This window comes from Micromonospora sp. DT63 (assembly GCF_049841615.1).
In the GTDB taxonomy this organism is placed as follows: domain Bacteria; phylum Actinomycetota; class Actinomycetes; order Mycobacteriales; family Micromonosporaceae; genus Micromonospora.
Window position 1 is genome coordinate 32010 of the sequence record NZ_JBNCKQ010000004.1, and the last position, 17724, is coordinate 49733.

The following is a 17724-nucleotide window of genomic DNA, read 5'->3' on the forward strand; positions in this document are numbered from 1 at the left end:
CGTCCCCCCCCCCCCCCCCCCCCCCCCCCCCCCCCCCCCCCCCCGCCCCCCCCCCCCCCCCCCCGCCCCCCCCCCCCCCCCCCCCCCCCCCCCCCCCACGACCGGGTTGTCATGACCGCTCGCTGTCCAGGAACGCCATCTGCGCCTCGTCGTACCGGCTGCCGGCCACCGCGTCGGCGGGGACGGCGGCCTCGATGGCGGCCAGGTCCGTCTCGGTCAGCGTGATCGCGACGGCGCCGAGGGCCTCGGTGAGCCGGTCCCGACGGCGGGCGCCGATCAGGGGTACGACGGTCTCGCCCCGGGCGAGCACCCAGGCGATGGCGATCTGCGCCACGGTGACGCCCCGCGCCTCGGCGATGGCGCGCAGCGCGTCCACGAGGGCGAGGTTGCGGTCCAGGTTCGCGCCGGCGAAGCGCGGCAGGTGGCTGCGGAAGTCGGTGCCGGCGGTCTCCCGCTGCGGCGTCCAGTGGCCGCTGATCAGCCCTCGGGAGAGCACTCCGTACGCGGTGATCCCGACGCCCAGCTCACGTGCGGTCGGCAGGATCTCGGCCTCGGGGGCGCGGGAGATCAACGAGTACTCGATCTGGAGGTCGCTGATGGGGTGCACGGCGTGCGCCCGGCGCAGCGTGTCGGCGCTGACCTCGGACAGGCCGATGTGCCGGACATGACCCGCCTTGACCAGCTCGGCCAGGGTGCCCACGACGTCCTCCACCGGCACGTCGGGGTTGAGCCGGGCGGGGCGGTAGATGTCGACGTGGTCGGTGCCGAGCCGGCGCAGCGTGTACGCCAGGAAGTTCTTGATCGCGACGGGTCGGACGTCGTTGCCGTTCCAACCGCCGTCGACGTCGCGCAGAGCGCCGAACTTCACGCTGATCACCGCGTTGTCCCGGTTGCGGCCGCGCAGCGCGTCGCGCAGCAGCATCTCGTTGTGGCCCATGCCGTAGAAGTCGCCCGTGTCGAGCAGGGTGATGCCGGCGTCCAGGGCAGCGTGGATGGTGGCGATGCTCTCGGCCTCGTCGGCGGGGCCGTAGAGATCCGACATGCCCATCAGGCCGAGTCCGAGCGCGGAGACGGTGGGGCCGGTGGTGCCGAGGGTGCGGGGGTCCATGGGGTGTTCCTCTCCTGGGGTGACATGCCGACCATACACACTTCGGCTGACAGATTCCAGATTCTGTCACTCGCCAGTCGGAGAGGTCACTCACACAGCTCGGTGACGATGGACTAGTCGCCGTCGACGCGGCGGTCGCGCTTGCGCTGCGACTGGCGCTTCTTCTCGGCCAGCCGGCGCTCCTTGGCACCCCGGGACGGCTTGGTCGCCCGACGCGGCGGCGGGGGCGGCGCGGCCGCCTCGCGCAACAGCGCGACCAGCCGCTCGCGGGCCGCCTCCCGGTTGGCGAGCTGCGCCCGGTGCTCGCTGGCCGCGATCGTGAGCACGCCGTCCACCAGCCGGTTGGCGAGTCGTTCCAGCGCCCGCGACCGGATCCAGTCGGGCACCGACGGAGAGTTGGCCAGGTCGTAGCTCAGCTCGACCCGCGAGTCGGCGGTGTTCACGCCCTGCCCGCCGGGGCCGGACGAGCGGGAGAAGCGCTCCCGCAGCTCCCCGGCGGGGACGACCCACCGATCGGTCACCCGCAGTCCGTCGTCCACGCCCCGAGGCTAGCCGGCTGCGGCCCGCCCCGGGTCACCGGCGCGGAGGCTCACTCTGCGTCGTGGACGGGCTCGGCGCCGGACCGGCGGTCTCGTCGTGCGAGCCGACCGCGGCGTACGCCACGGCGCCGAACAGCAGCAGCCCGATCACGGCGGCCTTCACCGCGACCCCGCGGATCAGCAACCACGCGCCCCGGCGAGCGCCGGGCACCGATTTCTTCGCGGTCTGGTAGTCGGTCCACCCGCGTCGCGCCCGGGCGTACGCCGACCCCACCGCACATCCGATGATCAGGCCCACCAGCAGGAGGACCGTGAGAAGAGGACGCTCCACCTCCGCCAGTATCCATACCGAGCGTCATATTTCCATGGCCCGATGACGTGTGGCCGGATATCCGACACTGGAGGCGGCCCGATGGGCCGTACGAGCAGCTCAGCCGCCCTTGCCGATGATCGTGTCGGCGGTCTGCTGCACCTGGTCGATCGGAATGGCGAAGCCGATGCCGATCGACCCGTTGCCGTCGATCGTGGCGATCGCGGTGTTCACCCCGACCACCTCGCCTCGGGCGTTGACCAGCGGCCCGCCCGAGTTGCCGGGGTTGATCGACGCGTCGGTCTGCACCGCGCGGTGCCGGCTGTTGCCCAACCGCACCTGGCGGTCCAGCGCGCTGACGATGCCCGCGGTGACCGTCCCCGACAGCCCCAGCGGTGAGCCCACCGCCAGCACCGGCTCACCGACCCGGGTGGCACCCGGCTTGGCCAGCGGCAACGGGGCGAGGCCGGCCGACGGCGGCACCTTCAGCACCGCCAGGTCGCTGCGCGGCTCCCGGCCGACCACCTCGGCCTCGTACCGGCGGCCGTCGGGCAGCTCCACCGTGACCGGTCCACCACCGCCCTTGGCCAGGATGTGGTCGTTGGTGACCAGGTGCTGCTGGTCGTCGATGGCGAACCCGGAACCGGTCGCGGACGCGCCGTTCGCGCCACCGGCGAGCACCGACACCACACCGGGCACGGTCCGCTCGGCGGCGGTGACCAGCTCCGCCGGCACCGGTGCGGCGGACGCCGCGGACGATCCCGTGCCGTCCCGACTGGCCACCACACCGCCGGCCAGGGCGCCCGAGACGGCCGACACCGCGATGACCGCCAACGCGGCGAGCAGCCGGCCGGGGCGCCGCCCGCCGGGGTCCCGCCCCGAGCCGGGCGCGTCCCACCACCCGCGCCCGTCCGGGTCGAGCTCCGGCGAGATGAACCAGGGACCGCGCGGTTCGCCCAGTCCGGTCTGCACTGCCATGCGTACTCCTCACGGTCGACGTCGGCGCTGTGGATCAGGGCAGTCGGGAGAACCAGCGCATCGAGCCGGCGGCGGCGCCCATCGCGAACACCAGCCCGAGGCCGATGAACCGGGCCGAGACGTCCTGGCGTTCGGTGCGGTAGCCGACCGAGCTGCCGATGTCGTCGTAGACCGCGCGCAACTCGTCGCTGGTGCTGGCCTCGTGGAACATTCCGCCGGTCTCGTCGGCGACGGCCTTGAGGGTCTGCCCGTCGACCGGCACCTGGATCGGCCGTCCGCCCCGGTCCACGAAGCCGGACGGCGTGCCGAAGGAGATCGCGTGCACCGGCACCTTCGCCGCGACCGCCTCTCCCGCCGCCTCCATCGGGTCCATCCCGGAGGTGTTGGCCCCGTCGGAGAGCAGGATGATCCGGGCCGGCGGTGGCTCCTTCGCGGCCTCGCTGTCCAGGCTCTTGACCGCGCCGAGCGAGGTGTTGATGGCCTCACCGATCGCGGTGCCCTGCACCCCGGTCACCCCCTCGGCGAGACGACCGATGCCCTCGTCCAGGGCGTCCCGGTCGGTGCCGGGCGGCACCAGGACGGCGGCGCTGCCGGCGAACGCGACAAGCCCCACGTTGAACTCGTCGGGCAGGCCCTCGACGAAACGTCGGGCCGCCTGTTTGGCCGCCGCCAGCCGGTCCGGCTCCACGTCGGTGGCGAGCATGGAGGTGGACACGTCGACGGCGACCATCACCGTGGCGCGTTCCCGGGGGACCCGGACCTCGGCGGTGGGCCTGGCGAAACCGACCACGAGCAGCGCCAGCATGGCCAGGAACAGCCCGGCCGGGACGTGCCGGCGCCAGGCCGGACGAACGGGCGCCACCCGGTCCAGCAGCCGCAGGTTGGTGAAGCGGACGGCGTACCGGCTGCGTCTGCGCTGCATCACCAGGTACGCGCCGACCAGCGCGAGCACGCCGATCAGCAGCCAGAGTCGCAACGGGGACTCCCAGGTCACGCGGCACCTCCCCGGACGGCTCCGGCCGGTGCGGCGGCCATCCGCCGCTGGGCGTGCACGTGCCGGACGATGTCGGCGCTGAAGTCCCGGTCGGTGCGCAGCGCCAGGTGCGTGGCCGCGCTCCGGCGCAGCGCCTGGCGGACCTGCTCACGCTGGGCGGCGGCGGCCGCGGCGTACCGCTCCCGCAGGCGGCGGTCCGATGTGCACACCTCGCGGCGGCGGCCGGTCTCCGGGTCGACGAGCGTGATCAGCCCGACGTCGGGCAGTTCCAGCTCGCGCGGATCGGTCACCTCGATCGCCAGCACCTGGTGGCGGGCGGACAGCCGACGCAGGGTCCGCTCCCAGGGTGGCGGCTCCTCGGGGTCGTCGGGCAGGCCGTCGAGGAAATCGGAGACCACCACGACCAGCCCGCGCTGGTTGGCGACCCGGTGCACCGCGTCGAGCCCGTCCGCCAACTCCGCCGCCGCGGCCGGCTGCGGGGTCTCCGGCCGCGACCGGGACCGGTCGCCGGGCTCGGTCGCGCGCGGCGCGGTCAGCAGCGCGCGGAGCAGACCGAGCAGATGGGTACGCCCGCTGCGGGCGGGAAAGCGTCGTACCCCGTCGGCGCGCAGTACCTGGGCGCCCAGCCGGTTGCCGATGCCGGCGGTCAGGAAGCCCACCGCCGCCACGGCCGCCACCGCCAGCTCCCGCTTGTCCAGCGCGGCGGTGCCGAACTCCATGCTGGCGCTGGCGTCGACGAGCAGCCAGGTGGTGAGTTCCCGGTCGGCGTCGACCTGTCGGACGTGCGGCACGGCGGTCCGGGCGGTCACCGCCCAGTCCATCCGGCGGACCTCGTCCTCCCCCGGCCGGTACTCGCGGCTGCCGGCGGGTTCGCTGCCCGGCCCCGGGAGCAGGCCACGGTACTGGCCGTGCAGCAGACCGTTGAGCCGGCGGGTGACTGTCAGTTCCAGTCGGCGCAGCCGCTGGTCGGGGGTCAGCTCGGCCAGGCTCGGGTCGGGCGGGGTGGCCACCGACGTACGGCCGGCGCGTCTCACGCCGCCGCCAGGTCGGGGGCGTGCTGAGGGTGCCCGGTGGCCACCCGGGGCGGCGGCACCGCCTCCACGAGCCGCCGGACCAGGCTCTCGGCCGAGACCCCGTCGGCCACGGCGTCGAAGGAGAGCACCAGCCGGTGGGACAGGACGTCCACCGCCAGTTCCCGGACGTCCTCGGGCAGCACGTACTCGCGTCCCCGCAGCAGCGCCTGCGCGCGGGCGGCGGCGACCAGGCCGAGCGTCGCCCGTGGGCTGGCGCCGTACGCCAGCAGCGGCGCGAGTTCGGCCAGCCCGAACCGGCCCGGGTCGCGGGTGGCGAGGATGAGCCGGACGACGTACTCGGCCAGGGCGTGGTGGACGAAGACCCGCTCGGCGTGCTCCTGGAGCAGTCGCAGGCGTTGCGGGTCGAGCACCTGGCGGGCCCGGGGCCGGTCGGTGCTCATCCGGTAGAGGATGGCCAGCTCGTCGGCGTCGCTGGGATAGTCGACGACGACCTTCATGAGGAACCTGTCGCGCTGCGCCTCGGGGAGCTGGTAGACCCCCTCGGACTCGATCGGGTTCTGCGTGGCCAGCACCAGGAACGGCGTCGGCACCGGCCAGCTGCGCCCGCCGATGGAGACCTGCCGTTCGGCCATCGCCTCCAGCAGCGCCGACTGGACCTTGGCCGGCGCGCGGTTGATCTCATCGGCGAGCACCAGGTTGGCCATGATCGGGCCCAGCTCGATGTCGAAGGTCTCCTTGGAGGCCCGGTAGATCCGGGTGCCGACGATGTCGGAGGGGACCAGGTCCGGGGTGAACTGGATCCGGGAGAAGGTCCCGCCGACCACTGTGGCGAGGGTCTGCGCCGCAAGGGTCTTGGCCACGCCGGGCACGCCCTCCAGAAGGCAGTGCCCGTTGGCGATGAGTGCGGTGAGCAGACGTTCGACGAGCCGATCCTGCCCGACGATCACGCGTTTGACCTCGAAGAGGGTCTGTTCCAGCTCGGCGCCGGTCGGCTCGGGATCGACCGAGGTGGGCAGGCTGGCCAGGGTGTCCGAGATGTCCGTCACGGTGCTTGCTTCCCGGGCGGGGGCCTCGGCAAACGTCGGATTGTGAGCGCCGGACGGGTCCGTTGTGTCCTGAATGAGCAGGAGCCGCCCGGACGGGGAACAACCGGGAGGACTCGCTCGCACGGGCATGACCACCCCGACGAGGCAGGAGCCGGCCGGCGGCGACGAGGAACCCCCGGACACGACACGGCCCCCGCAGTCGACTGCGGGGGCCGGACGTTCGAATCGGTCAGGGCAGGTGGACGACCAGGTGGAAGCCCAGGTCGGTCGGGGTGCCCGCCGAGTTGCGGGTCTGCACGAAGACCGCGTTCGGCGTGCTGAGCCGGGGCGCCACCGAGATCTCGCCGGCCGGCGGAATGCAGCAGGCGTCGGCGCGACCGACGGTGACCACGAAGACACCAGCCGTGACGACCTGGCCGAACTGCACCTCGTACTGCCCGGTGCCGTACTTGATGACCGTGCCGGTGCCGCGCGCCTTGGTGCCGTTGGAGTTGACGACGACGATTGTGGTGGAGGCGACGAGCGTGGTGTTGGCCTTCAGCGCGGCCTTGGCCTTGCGGGCCGACTCGGCCGTGACCGGTGGTTGGGCGTTGGTGCCGCGCGCCGCCGGCTGGACGGACGCCTGCGGCGTCTTCGCCGACGGCTGGGCGACGGCGATCCCCCCACCAGCCAGGGTGAGCGCCAGGACAGCGAGCGTGACCGCCGCCGCCTTACGTCGGAAGAATGTTCTCATGACAGGTCCCCCTTGTGTGACCGTGCGAATTCGGCCGACCCGCGGGGCGGGACGGATGACTGCCAATAATGGGATCGACGACGACACGAGAAGCGGTTGAAGCTCGCTCGCCCGCAGTCGGGAAAGCTGATTTCTCGTTGATCTGCATCCGGCCTGAGCTGCTGTTACTACTCAGCGTTGCGTCGTTTAACCAGATGGAACGTAGCACCGCAAAAAGCGGGAGGTCAATAGTTGATCTCGCATTATCGGCCTGTCGTGCAGCCGTCAGATAATTGTGAAAGATGAACGTGTCAACCATTCACACAAATGGCGGGGACCCGCCACCGCTACGCTGACCGCCATGATCGTCGACACTGCGCTCACGCCGACCCGCCGCCGGGCGTCGATCGGCACGGCGCTCTGCTGGGTGGCGGTCGGGCCCACTGCCGCCTGGGCCGCCGTACGACTGGCGGGGCTGGACCGGGGGCCACTGGTGCAGGCGCTCGCCTTCACCCCGTACGTCGCCGCGTTCAGCGTGCTGGCCCTCGGCCTCACCGTCGCCCTGCGGCGCTGGTGGCCGGCGGCGGTCGCGGCCCTGGCCGCGGTGGCACTTGTCGGCGTGGTAGCCCCCCGGGCGCTGGCCGCCCCACAGCCGGCGGCGACCGGCCCGACGATCCGGCTGCTCACGGCCAACCTGCTCGTCGGGGCCGCCGACCCGGGGGCACTCGTCGAGCTGGTCCGGCAGCACCGGGTCGACGTGCTCACCGTGCAGGAGTTCACACCTGAGGCGCAGGCCGGCCTGGACCGCGTCGGCCTCGACCGGCTGCTGCCGTACCGGCAGCTCAACGCGCAGGTGGGCACGCCCGGTTCCGCGCTCTACTCGCGGTGGCCGATCAGCGACGTCGGCATCCGCAACAACCGCGGTGGCTGGGGATTCACCCAGGCGTACGGGACGCTCGCCGTCCCCGGTGGGCCCCCGGTCCGGGTCGAGTCGGCCCACCCCGCGGCGCCGTCCGCGCTGGACAGGTCGGCGCCTGGCGTGCCGACCTGATCGCCCAACCACCGGCCACCCCCGGTGGTGGCCTGCGGATCCTCGCCGGAGACTTCAACTCCACACTGGACCACGGGCCGCTGCGCGCGCTGCTGCGCACCGGCTACGTCGACGCCGCGGACGCCACCGGCACGGGCCTGACCGGCACGTGGGGGCCGTACGACGGCGACCTCATCCCCCCGGTCACGATCGACCACGTGCTCGTCGACCGCCGCATCGCCGCCAACAAGGTGGAAGTGTTCGGCCTGGGCGGCAGCGACCACCGCCCCGTCCTGGCCACCCTCCGCCTGCCCGCGGCCTGAACCCCCGCGATCTTGCACTTTCTGCCCCGACATTCGGGGCACAAGCCGCAGAACGGCGACACAAAGTGCAAGATCGCGGAGGTCAGGAGGTTGGGGCCTTGGCGGAGGCGGGGGCGAGGCCGTAGGTGAGGGCGTCGACCAGGGCGTGCCAGCTGGCCTCGACCACGTTGGGGTGCACGCCCACAGTCGTCCAGTCGCGGCCGGTGTCGTCGGCCGTCTCCAGGAGCACCCGGGTGACGGCGCCGGTACCGTGGCTGCCCTCCAGGATGCGCACCTTGTAGTCGGCCAGCTCGAACTCGCGCAGCCGCGGATAGTGCCGCGCCAGGCCCACCCGCAGCGCCTCGTCGAGGGCGTTGACCGGGCCGTTGCCCTCCGCGGTGGCGATCACCCGCTCGCCGCGTACCCGGATCTTCACGGTCGCCTCGGAGACGACCGCGCCGTCCTCGCGGTGCTCGACCAACACCCGGTACGACTCCAGGGTGAACGGCCGGGCCGGGCCGCCCTCGGGCAGCTCGGAGCGGACCAGCAGCTCGAAGGAGGCGTCCGCCGCCTCGAAGGACCAACCGTCGGCCTCCAACTCCTTGACCCGCTTGGTGACCCGGGTCAGCGCCTCCGGACGGTCGGTCAGGTCCAGGCCGAGCTCACGGCTCTTGAGCTCGACGCTGGCCCGACCGGCCATCTCGGTCACCAGGATCCGCATGTCGTTGCCCACCACCGACGGGTCCACGTGGTTGTAGAGCAACGGGTCGACCTTGATCGCGCTCGCGTGCAGCCCGGCCTTGTGGGCGAAGGCGGCGGCCCCGGCGTACGCCTGGTGGGTGTCGGGGGCGATGTTGGCGATCTCGGCGATGGCGTGCGAGACCCGCACCATCTGCGCCAGGCAGCCCTCCGGTAGGACGGGCATGCCGAGCTTGAGCTGGAGGTTGGCGACGACAGCGAAGATGTCGGCGTTGCCGGGGCGCTCGCCGTACCCGTTGGCGGTGCCCTGCACGTGACGGACGCCGGCCTCGACGGCCGCGATCGTGTTGGCCACGGCGCAGGCGGTGTCATTCTGCGCGTGGATGCCGAACAGCGCCGGGTCGACGCCGAGCCGGTTGGTCAGGTCGACGATCGCGGCGGTCACCTGGGACGGCAGCATGCCGCCGTTGGTGTCGCAGAGGACCATCCGCTCGGCGCCCGCGGCGAGCGCGGTCTGCACCACTGACGCGCCGTACGCCGGGTCGTGGCGGTAGCCGTCGAAGAAGTGCTCGCCGTCGACGAACACCCGGCGGCCCTCGCGGACAAGGTGGCTGACGGTGTCGTGGATCATCGCCAGGTTCTCCGCGCCGGTGGTGCGCAGCGCACGCTCGACGTGGCGGATGTCGGCCTTGGCGACCAGCGCGACGGCCGGGGTCTGCGCGTCCAGCAGGGCGCGCACCTGGGGGTCGTCGGCGACCGCCACACCGGCCTTGCGGGTGGCGCCGAACGCGACCAGGACGGCGTGCCGCAGGTCCAGTTCGGTGCGGGCCCGGCGGAAGAACTCGGTGTCCTTGGGCACCGCGCCCGGCCAGCCGCCCTCGATGAAGCCGACACCGAACTCGTCGAGCAGTCGGGCCACCGCCAGCTTGTCGACCACCGAGTAGGTGAGCCCCTCGCGCTGGGCGCCGTCGCGCAATGTCGTGTCGAAGACCTGGAACGTCATCAGGATCCTTTCTCGGAGCAACAAAAAGACCCCCCGCGGATGCGGGAGGTCTGCGCGCTCGGCGGAGGGAGAGCCGGCGCGCTAGGTCGCAATAATCAGGGCGGTGCTGGTCACGCTCGCTACTCTGCCACTCGCCCCCGTTCGTGGGAGAAACTATCCACATCTCGGGACGGCACGTTCGGTGTCGCGACGCCTGACCCGCCGGAAGACGACACCCGGGCAGCTCTGGCCTGACACCCCGCACGCCTGCCGGTCGCCGTTTCCGGGACCCCGCCGCCGGGTAGCTCCTGCGGGGACGCACCCAGCGACGCCGAGACGATCGGCGACAGTCAGGAGTTAACGGCATGGACAGGATCGACCCGCACGCCGCCCACGCCGGGCCCGACCCGCTGCACGGCGGTGACCAGGGCGCCGTCGCGGGCGGCGCACCGACCGGCACCTTCGACCCCTGGCGCTACCGGGACGCGGCCGGAGTGGCCGACGCCGACCTGGTCGGCTACAAGGTCGAGGCCACCGACGGCGGAGTCGGCAAGATCGACAGCGCCAGTCACGAGGTCGGCGGCAGCTACCTGGTCGTGGACACCGGGCCGTGGATCTTCGGCAAGAAGGTGATGCTGCCCGCCGGCACCGTCAACCAGGTCGACCACGACCAGCGCACCGTCTCCGTGGATCGCACCCGGGACCAGATCAAGGCCGCCCCGGAGTACGACGAGACCAGCCACAGCGACCCGACGTACCGGGACCAGCTGGGCGGTTACTACGACGAGACGTACGGCGCTCTCCCGCCGGGCACCGCACGCTGAACGATCGGGCTCAACGGCCGGTGGGACGCGAGCCCACCGGCCGTTACCGTGTGAACGTGGACGCCACCGAGGACAAACGACACATCCCGCTGCCCGCCACCTTCAACTTCCGCGACGTCGGCGGCTACCTCAGCCACGACGGCCGCACCGTGCGCCGAGGCCGCCTCTACCGCTCCGACTCCCTGCACCGCCTCGACGAGCAGGACCGGGACGCGTTCGCCGCGATCGGCATCCGCACCGTCATCGACCTGCGCCGCCCCACCGAGGTGGAGCGCGACGGTCGGGTGCCCGCGTACCAGGGGCTGACCTACCGCAACATCCACCCGGAGCACGAGGACTGGTCGGGTACACCGCACGAGAAGGGCACCGACCTGGCCCGCTACCTCGCCGACCGGTACGCCGACCTGGCCCAGACCGGCACCGCGGGGCTGGCCGAGGCGATCGGACTGATCGCCGATTCCGCGAACGCCCCGGTCGTGGTGCACTGCGTGGCCGGCAAGGACCGCACCGGCATCGTCTGCGCCCTCACCCTCGCCGTCCTGGGCGTCGACGACGCCGACATCACCGCCGACTACGCGCTGAGCACGGAGGCGTCGGCCCGGTTCAGCGCCTGGTTGGCCGAGACCATGCCGAACGCGGCGGCGGTGCCCGCGCCGTTCCTGGCCTCGCCCGCCGAGGCCATGCAGATGTTCCTGGACGAGCTGCGCGCGGGCCACGGCTCGATCGAGGCGTACCTGCGCCACGCCGGGGTGACCGACGAGCAGCTCGCGGCCCTGCGCGACCACCTGCTCGACGAGATCTGACCCGCCGCGCTGACCGGCCCGTTCGCACGGGCCGGTCAGCGCCGGTCGTCAGAGGACCTTGCGCACCCAGCCGTGCGGGTCGGCGGCCTTGCCGCGCTGGATGTCGACCAGCTGCTGCCGCAGCGACATGCTGACCCGGCCGGGCTCGCCGCCACCGATCAGGAATTCACCGTCGGGGAACTTCACCTGACCGATCGGGGTGATCACCGCGGCGGTGCCGCAGGCGAAGACCTCGCGCAGCCGGCCGCTGGCCGCGTCGGCCTGCCAGTCGGCGAACGAGACCGGCCGCTCCTCGACAGAGTGCCCGGCCTTGCCGGCCAGCGTCATGATCGCCTCCCGGGTGATGCCGGGAAGGATCGTGCCGTTCAGCGGCGGGGTGACCACCGAGTCGTCGTCGTAGACGAAGAAGACGTTCATGCCGCCCAGTTCCTCGACGAAACGGCGCTCCACCGCGTCGAGGAAGACCACCTGATCGCAGCCGGCCTCGATGGCCTCCGCCTGGGCCGCCAGCGACGTGGCGTAGTTGCCGCCACACTTGGCCGCGCCAGTGCCTCCGGGCGCCGCGCGGGTGTAATCCGGGGAGACCCAGACCGTGACCGGCTTGACGCCACCGGTGAAGTACGCCCCCACCGGCGAGGCGATCACCATGTACAGGTATTCGTTGGCCGGGCGGACGCCGAGGAAGACCTCGCTGGCGAACATGAACGGCCGCAGGTAGAGGCTGCCGTCCTCGCCGGTGGGGATCCACTCCCGGTCGATCTCGATCAGCTTGTGCAGCGAGTCGACGAACACCTCGGGCGGCAGCTCCGGCATCGCCATCCGCTGCGCCGACTCGACGAACCGGGCCGCGTTGGCGTCCGGCCGGAACATCGTCACGCCGCCGTCGGCGGTCCGGTACGCCTTCAACCCCTCGAAGATCTCCTGCGCGTAGTGCAGCACCGCGCTGGCCGGGTCCATCGGGATCGGGCCACGCGCCTCCACCCGGGCGTCGTACCAGCCCTTGCCGTCGGCGTACCGCACGGTGACCATGTGGTCGGTGAAGACGCGGCCGAACCCCGGGTTGGCCAGCAGGGCGGCCCGGTCGGCGGCGGATACCGGCGCGGGATTCGGACGGATCTCGAAGTCGAGCTTGTCACCACCGCTCATAGCGCTGACCTCCCTGGGGAACAACGGCATGCGGGATCGCACACCGACATGGTTGTGCCAGAAACTTACCCCGAACGGTCGTTCAGAAGGTAGGGCCGCTCGGGACCGGGTGGACTGCCCGGACAGGCGGATGCCGCCGCTGACCCTGGCGGGTCGCAGCGGTCAGGCTACGGCGTGGGTGGCGAGCCGGTCGCCGACCTCGGCGGTGCGCAGTGCCGCCCCCGGAGTGCGGCCGGCCAGCTCGGCGGCGACCGCCGCGTTGACCCGCGTCGCCGCCTCGGCGTGCCCGAGCTGCTCCAGCAGCAACGCGACCGACAGCACCGCGGCCACCGGGTCGGCGACGCCCTGCCCGGCGATGTCCGGCGCGGAGCCGTGCACCGGCTCGAACATCGAGGGGTACGCGCCCTCGGGGTTGATGCACCCGCTGGCGGCCAGCCCGATCCCGCCGGTGACCGCGGCGGCGATGTCGGTGAGGATGTCGCCGAACAGGTTGTCGGTGACCACCACGTCGTAGCGCTGCGGCTGGGTCACCAGGAACATCGCGGCCGCGTCGACGTGCTGGTACTCCGTCGTGACGTCCGGGTGCTCGGCGGCGACCGCCTCGAAGGCCCGCGCCCACAGCGACCCGGCGTGGGTCAGCACGTTGGTCTTGTGCACCAGGGTGACCTTGCGCCGCTCCCGGCGGTCGGCACGGGCGAACGCGTCACGGATGACCCGCTCCACGCCGTGTCGGGTGTTGAGGCTCTCCTCGGTGGCGACCTCGGCGGGCGTGTCGCGGTGCAGGGTGCCGCCGGCGCCGGCGTAGAGCCCCTCGGTGCCCTCGCGCACCACCACCAGGTCGACCTCGCCGGGCTTCACGTTGCCCAGCGGCCCGGCGACGCCGGGCCAGAGCCGCGACGGGCGCAGGTTGACGTACTGGTCGAAGGCGAACCGGAGCTTGAGCAGCAGGCCGCGTTCCAGGACACCAGGCGGAACCGTGGGGTCACCCACCGCGCCGAGCAGGATCGCGTCGTGCCCGGCCAGCTCGGTCAGCACCGAGTCGGGCAGCACCTCACCGGTACGATGCCAGCGGGCGGCGCCGAGGTCGTACTCGGTGGCCTGCACGCCGGGGAGCACCGCGTCGAGGACCTTCCGAGCCTGCGCGACCACCTCGGGCCCGATGCCGTCCCCGGCCACCACCGCGATCCGCGCCACGCCCGTACTCCCCACGCTCGACTGCCCTGTCCCGGCAACGGTACGTCGGTGTCCCGCAACCCGGTACGATCCTTCCAATATCTGGGACCGGCGGATACACAGCACCCTCTCAGCTGGGACTCATGGGGCGATCATCTGCGCTGCCTACGGTGGGGGCAGCGGGTCAGGGGTCCCGCGAACGGTGGTCGTGACGACGCGACGTCAACTGCGAGGGGGCAGGTGCCATGCGCATCGACGAGCAGCCGCGGACCCGCTGGCCGGATCCTTCGGCGTTCCGGAACCGCCGGCCGGACCTGCGACTCGGCCAGCGCCGGCACCGGATCGACCCGACCGCCGCGGCCGACGGCCGGATCGCCGTGCAGCACACCGTACGCACCGCCACCGCCGAATACACCCTGCTGCTCAACGCTCCCGCCCGGCTCGGCCGTCGAGGCGTCGGCGAGGCGCTGCGGGACAGCGTCGCGGAGCTGCGCGCCATCGACCTGACCTACGGCCCGAACCGCCCGGAGAGCCTGGTCTCCATGCTGCGGCGGGGGGAGATCACCCCGGAGTCGTACCCGCCGCTGGCCGACCTGGTGGACCGCTGCACGGCCATGCGGGCCGCCACCGACGGCTGGTTCGACGCCTGGGCGGTGCCCGGCGGCTTCGACCCGGGCGGCCTGCTGGGCGGCTGGGCAGTGGAACGTGCCGCCGCCCGGCTGCGCGCCGCGGGCATCCACGACTATGCAGTACTCACCGGCGCCGACCTGGTGGTCCGCGGCCGGGCGCCGCACGGCGGACCGTGGCGGGTGGCGGTGCACCACCCGACGGCACCCGAGCGCGCACCGCTGGTGCTGGAGATGACCGCCGGGGCCGTCGGCACCTCGGGAGTGACCGGGCGCCAGGGGCACGTGGTCGACCCGCACACCGGCGAGCCGGCCAACCAGCTCGTCGCCGCGACTGTCGTCGGCCCGGACCTAACGGTCGCCGACGCGTACGCCACCGCGCTGTACGCCGCCGGGCCCACCGGCCTGGCGTGGTTCCGGGGCGGCTCCGACTATCGCGCGCTCTTCGCCCACCGGCGCTGAACCCCGTCGCACACGAGCCCCGGCTCCCCACGGGGCTGCGGCCGTGACCCGCGCTCGGGCGGTCGGGGATAGCGGTTGCACCTCGGCCGTCCGGCACGGTCGGGCCGCTGCGATCGGCCCCCACGGCCTCGGCAACGGCCGTGGGGGCCGGTCAGCGACGAGTGCGCGTGGCTCGCACAATCGAGGGGTGCGGACCGGTCGGGCCGGACGTCGGCCGCGCCACCCGAAGACGGGCCGGCGTCGCGACCTGCGGCCAGTAACCGCAGTCGTACGCTAGCGAATCGACGCAACTCGACGCAAGAGTCTCCACAGCGGACTCTCCCGACCGGTGCGTGGCGGGTCGGCGATTGGCCTGCGGCGAGGCAGTTTCGACATGGTGAACGACGGATGGCACGCTGTCCGCCGTGAGTTTCGATCTGAGTGTGTGGGCCCTGGAGGACGGGGCGACGCCCGAGGACGTGCGGGCAGCTGTCGACGGTTGCCGGCAGGGGCGGCACGTGGACCGTTACCCGGACCCGCGCGTCGTCGGCTTCTACCGGGCGATCACGGCGTCCTATCCGGACCGACACCCCGGCCCGGACAGCCCGTGGGCCGTGGCGCCGCTGCACGCCGCCCACGACCACGTCGAGCTGAACCTGCACCCGACCTGCGCGGACCAGGTGCTGCTGGACATCGAGCGACTGGCCGGGGAGCACGGGTTGATGCTCTTCGACCCGCAGGACGGCTCGGTCTACCCGCCCCCGGCCCGGCTGCCCCACTGACCCGAGGCGGGGTGGGCCGGGCATCCCGGCCGCGTGACACCCCGAGGGCTGGGCATCCCCCGCACCCGGGGGTACGACAGAGGGGCCCGGCGCGTCGCCGGGCCCCCCGTGGTGCTGCCGTCTGTGCCGTCGCGGCCGATCGTGCGCGGCCGGTGGCGTGACCGCCGACTACTCGTCGCGCAGGTCCGCCGCGCTGGCGGCGGTCGCGCCGATCGAGTCGGCCGCCGAGGTGAGCAGGTCCGCGCCGAGCGCCTGGTCGACGGTGAGCGTCATCAGGGTCTCGCCGCCCGCCTCACGCCGGGCCACCTGCATCGCGGCGATGTTGATGCCCGACTCGCCGAGCAGGGTGCCGACGGTGCCGACGACGCCCGGCCGGTCGGCGTAGCGCAGGAAGAGCAGGATGCCCTCCGCGGCGATCTCCACGTCGAAACCGTCCACCTCGGTCAGCCGGGGGACGTCGCGGGCGCCGGAGTGGGTGACCGTGCCGGAGACGCTGACCGTCCGGCCGTCCGGCAGAGCGCCGCGCACCGTCACGAGGGTGGGCTGGTCGGCCGTCTCGGCCAGGCTCTCCAGCGTGACCTCGACGCCGCGCTCGGCGGCCAGATGCGGGGCGTTGACGTAGGTGACCTGCTCCTCGACGACGGAGCTGAACAGGCCCTTCGTCGCGGCGAGCTTGAGCACCGACACGTCGTGGCCCACGATCTCGCCGCGCACCTCCACGGCGACGCTTGCGGCGACCCCACCGGCGACGGCGGTGAACGCGCGGCCCAGCTTCTCGGCCAGCGGGAGCAGCGGGCGGACGTCCTCGGCGACCACGCCGCCGGCCTGGACGTTCACCGCGTCGGGGACGAACTCGCCCTGCAACGCCAGCTTCACGCTCTTGGCCACCGCGAGGCCCGCCTTGTCCTGCGCCTCGTGCGTCGAGGCGCCCAGGTGCGGGGTGGCCACCACGTTGTCGAAGGCGAACAGCGGCGAGGAGGTGCACGGCTCCTTGGAGTACACGTCGACGCCGGCGCCGGCGACCCGACCCTCGGCGATGGCGTTGGCGAGCGCCTGCTCGTCCACCAGGCCACCGCGGGCGGCGTTCACGATGCGGACGCCGGGCTTGACGATCGCCAGCTCCTTCTCACCGATCAGGCCCACCGTCTCAGGGGTCTTCGGCAGGTGGATGGAGATGAAGTCGCTCTCGCGCAGCAGCTCGTCCAATCCGACCAGGCGGACGCCGAGCTGCGCCGCACGGGCCGGCTGGATGTACGGGTCGTACGCGATCAGCCGGGTGCCGAAGGCGGCGATCCGCTGCGCGAAGAGCACCCCGATACGACCGAGCCCGACCACGCCGACGGTCTTGCCCTGCACCTCGACACCTGTGTACTTCGACCGCTTCCACTCCCCCGCCTTGAGCGCTGAGCTGGCGCTCGCGGTGTTGCGGGCCACGGCGAGCAGCAGTGCGACTGCCTGCTCGGCGGCGGAGACGATGTTGGAGGTGGGCGCGTTGACGACCATGACGCCCCGCGCGGTGGCGGCCGGCACCTCGACGTTGTCCAGACCGACGCCGGCCCGGGCGACCACCTTGAGTCGCGGCGCGGCGGCGACCGCCTCGGCGTCGATCTGGGTCGCGCTGCGCACGATGACGGCGTCGGCCTCGGAGAGCGCCGAGAGCAGGGCCGGACGGTCGGTGCCGTCGACGTGACGGACGTCGAAGTCGTGAGCGAGCACCTCGATGGCGGCGGGGGCGAGTTCTTCGGCGATCAGTACGACAGGATTCATCGGTCCTCGTAGAGGTCGTGTTTGCGATCGGCCCGGGCGGCGGGGCGCCGCACTGCGCCCCGCGCTGATCCGTGCCGTGGCCGTCAGGTGCCGGCTCAGCGCACCTACCCGCGATCGTAGGGGCCACGCTGGCCGGCGTGTTCCGGTCTTCGGGGTGAGTGCCCTCACACGCGCGGTCGAGCGATGGACATCACCCGTTCACCACCGCGAAACCGTCGTCGCGCGCCGTGCGCGGGGGGTGGGGCTCACCACTGTGGTGGGCGACATACCGCAGAGGTATGAATATGCCTGCCAGGTATACGGCTCACCGGCGACACTGCACCCGAGGACGTGCCGGGGCCGCCACCGGCGGAGGCGCATCGTCGACGGCCCCGGGTCGCGCTGGGGAGAGCGCGGGCCCGGGGCCGTCGGAGACTCGTCTGGCCGGA

Annotated in this window: 18 protein-coding genes; 6 read left to right on the forward strand and 12 right to left on the reverse strand. The window is 72.7% G+C overall.

Annotation, left to right across the window (positions count from 1 at the left end; all coding sequences use genetic code 11):
* Positions 1–109: 109 nt before the first annotated feature.
* The 8 genes from ACLQ27_RS15960 to ACLQ27_RS15995 form a co-directional block, all read right to left on the reverse strand.
* Positions 110–1108 (reverse strand): aldo/keto reductase, encoded by a 999-nt coding sequence (locus ACLQ27_RS15960; RefSeq protein WP_357573126.1) that lies wholly within the window; start codon positions 1106–1108, stop codon positions 110–112.
* A gap of 113 nt (positions 1109–1221) precedes the next feature.
* Entirely contained in the window at positions 1222–1647 is a 426-nt protein-coding gene (gene arfB / locus ACLQ27_RS15965) for an alternative ribosome rescue aminoacyl-tRNA hydrolase ArfB (protein ID WP_234581267.1), read from the reverse strand.
* A gap of 34 nt (positions 1648–1681) precedes the next feature.
* Positions 1682–1978 (reverse strand): hypothetical protein, encoded by a 297-nt coding sequence (locus ACLQ27_RS15970; protein WP_357494210.1) that lies wholly within the window; start codon positions 1976–1978, stop codon positions 1682–1684.
* Positions 1979–2077: 99 nt separating this feature from the next.
* Positions 2078–2935, reverse strand: a complete 858-nt coding sequence (locus tag ACLQ27_RS15975; protein WP_357494208.1) for a S1C family serine protease — start codon at positions 2933–2935, stop codon at positions 2078–2080.
* A 34-nt stretch (positions 2936–2969) separates the two neighbouring features.
* On the reverse strand, positions 2970–3929 hold the full coding sequence (locus ACLQ27_RS15980; RefSeq protein WP_234581272.1) for a VWA domain-containing protein: 960 nt from the start codon (positions 3927–3929) through the stop codon (positions 2970–2972).
* Entirely contained in the window at positions 3926–4963 is a 1038-nt protein-coding gene (locus ACLQ27_RS15985; protein WP_357494205.1) for a DUF58 domain-containing protein, read from the reverse strand. Before ACLQ27_RS15985 ends, ACLQ27_RS15980 begins: the two co-directional genes overlap by 4 nt.
* Positions 4960–6009 carry an AAA family ATPase gene (locus tag ACLQ27_RS15990; protein ID WP_234581276.1) on the reverse strand — a complete coding sequence of 350 codons (1050 nt, stop codon included), beginning with the start codon at positions 6007–6009 and terminating at the stop codon, positions 4960–4962. Before ACLQ27_RS15990 ends, ACLQ27_RS15985 begins: the two co-directional genes overlap by 4 nt.
* A 229-nt stretch (positions 6010–6238) precedes the next feature.
* On the reverse strand, positions 6239–6742 hold the full coding sequence (locus ACLQ27_RS15995; RefSeq protein ID WP_357573127.1) for a hypothetical protein: 504 nt from the start codon (positions 6740–6742) through the stop codon (positions 6239–6241).
* A 340-nt stretch (positions 6743–7082) separates the two neighbouring features.
* Between ACLQ27_RS15995 and ACLQ27_RS16000 the strand changes: the two genes are divergently transcribed.
* Positions 7083–7772 (forward strand): endonuclease/exonuclease/phosphatase family protein, encoded by a 690-nt coding sequence (locus tag ACLQ27_RS16000; RefSeq protein ID WP_425867385.1) that lies wholly within the window; start codon positions 7083–7085, stop codon positions 7770–7772.
* Positions 7655–8074: an endonuclease/exonuclease/phosphatase family protein gene (locus ACLQ27_RS16005; protein ID WP_425867861.1), complete on the forward strand. Its 420-nt coding sequence runs from the start codon at positions 7655–7657 to the stop codon at positions 8072–8074. The genes ACLQ27_RS16000 and ACLQ27_RS16005 overlap by 118 nt, the downstream gene beginning before the upstream one ends.
* 82 nt (positions 8075–8156) lie before the next feature.
* Here the strand turns inward: ACLQ27_RS16005 and cimA are convergent, their stop codons facing one another.
* Positions 8157–9755: a citramalate synthase gene (gene cimA / locus ACLQ27_RS16010; RefSeq protein WP_425867387.1), complete on the reverse strand. Its 1599-nt coding sequence runs from the start codon at positions 9753–9755 to the stop codon at positions 8157–8159.
* Between the two features lie 344 nt (positions 9756–10099).
* On the opposite strand from cimA, the gene ACLQ27_RS16015 reads away from it, so the two are divergent.
* Together ACLQ27_RS16015 and ACLQ27_RS16020 are read left to right on the forward strand one after the other, a co-directional pair.
* Entirely contained in the window at positions 10100–10558 is a 459-nt protein-coding gene (locus tag ACLQ27_RS16015) for a PRC-barrel domain containing protein (RefSeq protein WP_234581286.1), read from the forward strand.
* A 20-nt stretch (positions 10559–10578) separates the two neighbouring features.
* On the forward strand, positions 10579–11361 hold the full coding sequence (locus ACLQ27_RS16020; protein ID WP_425867389.1) for a tyrosine-protein phosphatase: 783 nt from the start codon (positions 10579–10581) through the stop codon (positions 11359–11361).
* 48 nt (positions 11362–11409) lie between these two features.
* Here the strand turns inward: ACLQ27_RS16020 and ACLQ27_RS16025 are convergent, their stop codons facing one another.
* Together ACLQ27_RS16025 and ACLQ27_RS16030 are read right to left on the reverse strand one after the other, a co-directional pair.
* Entirely contained in the window at positions 11410–12507 is a 1098-nt protein-coding gene (locus ACLQ27_RS16025) for a branched-chain amino acid aminotransferase (RefSeq protein ID WP_357494193.1), read from the reverse strand.
* Between the two features lie 162 nt (positions 12508–12669).
* Positions 12670–13701, reverse strand: a complete 1032-nt coding sequence (locus tag ACLQ27_RS16030) for a 3-isopropylmalate dehydrogenase (protein WP_234581289.1) — start codon at positions 13699–13701, stop codon at positions 12670–12672.
* 224 nt (positions 13702–13925) lie between these two features.
* Between ACLQ27_RS16030 and ACLQ27_RS16035 the strand changes: the two genes are divergently transcribed.
* Both ACLQ27_RS16035 and ACLQ27_RS16040 read left to right on the forward strand, forming a co-directional pair.
* Positions 13926–14768 carry an FAD:protein FMN transferase gene (locus ACLQ27_RS16035; RefSeq protein ID WP_425867392.1) on the forward strand — a complete coding sequence of 281 codons (843 nt, stop codon included), beginning with the start codon at positions 13926–13928 and terminating at the stop codon, positions 14766–14768.
* Between the two features lie 404 nt (positions 14769–15172).
* Positions 15173–15529: a hypothetical protein gene (locus ACLQ27_RS16040; RefSeq protein WP_234581292.1), complete on the forward strand. Its 357-nt coding sequence runs from the start codon at positions 15173–15175 to the stop codon at positions 15527–15529.
* A 168-nt stretch (positions 15530–15697) separates the two neighbouring features.
* Here ACLQ27_RS16040 and serA read toward each other — a convergent pair whose 3' ends face one another.
* Positions 15698–17296, reverse strand: a complete 1599-nt coding sequence (gene serA / locus ACLQ27_RS16045; protein WP_357494189.1) for a phosphoglycerate dehydrogenase — start codon at positions 17294–17296, stop codon at positions 15698–15700.
* Positions 17297–17724: the final 428 nt, after the last annotated feature.

Bases quoted from the DNA above. Each gene is read 5' to 3' on its own strand.
- ACLQ27_RS16015 (WP_234581286.1), top strand. From the start codon at position 10,100: ATGGACAGGATCGACCCGCACGCCGCCCACGCCGGGCCCGACCCGCTG.
- ACLQ27_RS16000 (WP_425867385.1), top strand. From the start codon at position 7,083: ATGATCGTCGACACTGCGCTCACGCCGACCCGCCGCCGGGCGTCGATC.
- ACLQ27_RS15975 (WP_357494208.1), bottom strand. From the start codon at position 2,935: ATGGCAGTGCAGACCGGACTGGGCGAACCGCGCGGTCCCTGGTTCATC.
- ACLQ27_RS16035 (WP_425867392.1), top strand. From the start codon at position 13,926: ATGCGCATCGACGAGCAGCCGCGGACCCGCTGGCCGGATCCTTCGGCG.
- cimA (WP_425867387.1), bottom strand. From the start codon at position 9,755: ATGACGTTCCAGGTCTTCGACACGACATTGCGCGACGGCGCCCAGCGC.
- serA (WP_357494189.1), bottom strand. From the start codon at position 17,296: ATGAATCCTGTCGTACTGATCGCCGAAGAACTCGCCCCCGCCGCCATC.
- ACLQ27_RS16025 (WP_357494193.1), bottom strand. From the start codon at position 12,507: ATGAGCGGTGGTGACAAGCTCGACTTCGAGATCCGTCCGAATCCCGCG.
- ACLQ27_RS15995 (WP_357573127.1), bottom strand. From the start codon at position 6,742: ATGAGAACATTCTTCCGACGTAAGGCGGCGGCGGTCACGCTCGCTGTC.
- ACLQ27_RS15960 (WP_357573126.1), bottom strand. From the start codon at position 1,108: ATGGACCCCCGCACCCTCGGCACCACCGGCCCCACCGTCTCCGCGCTC.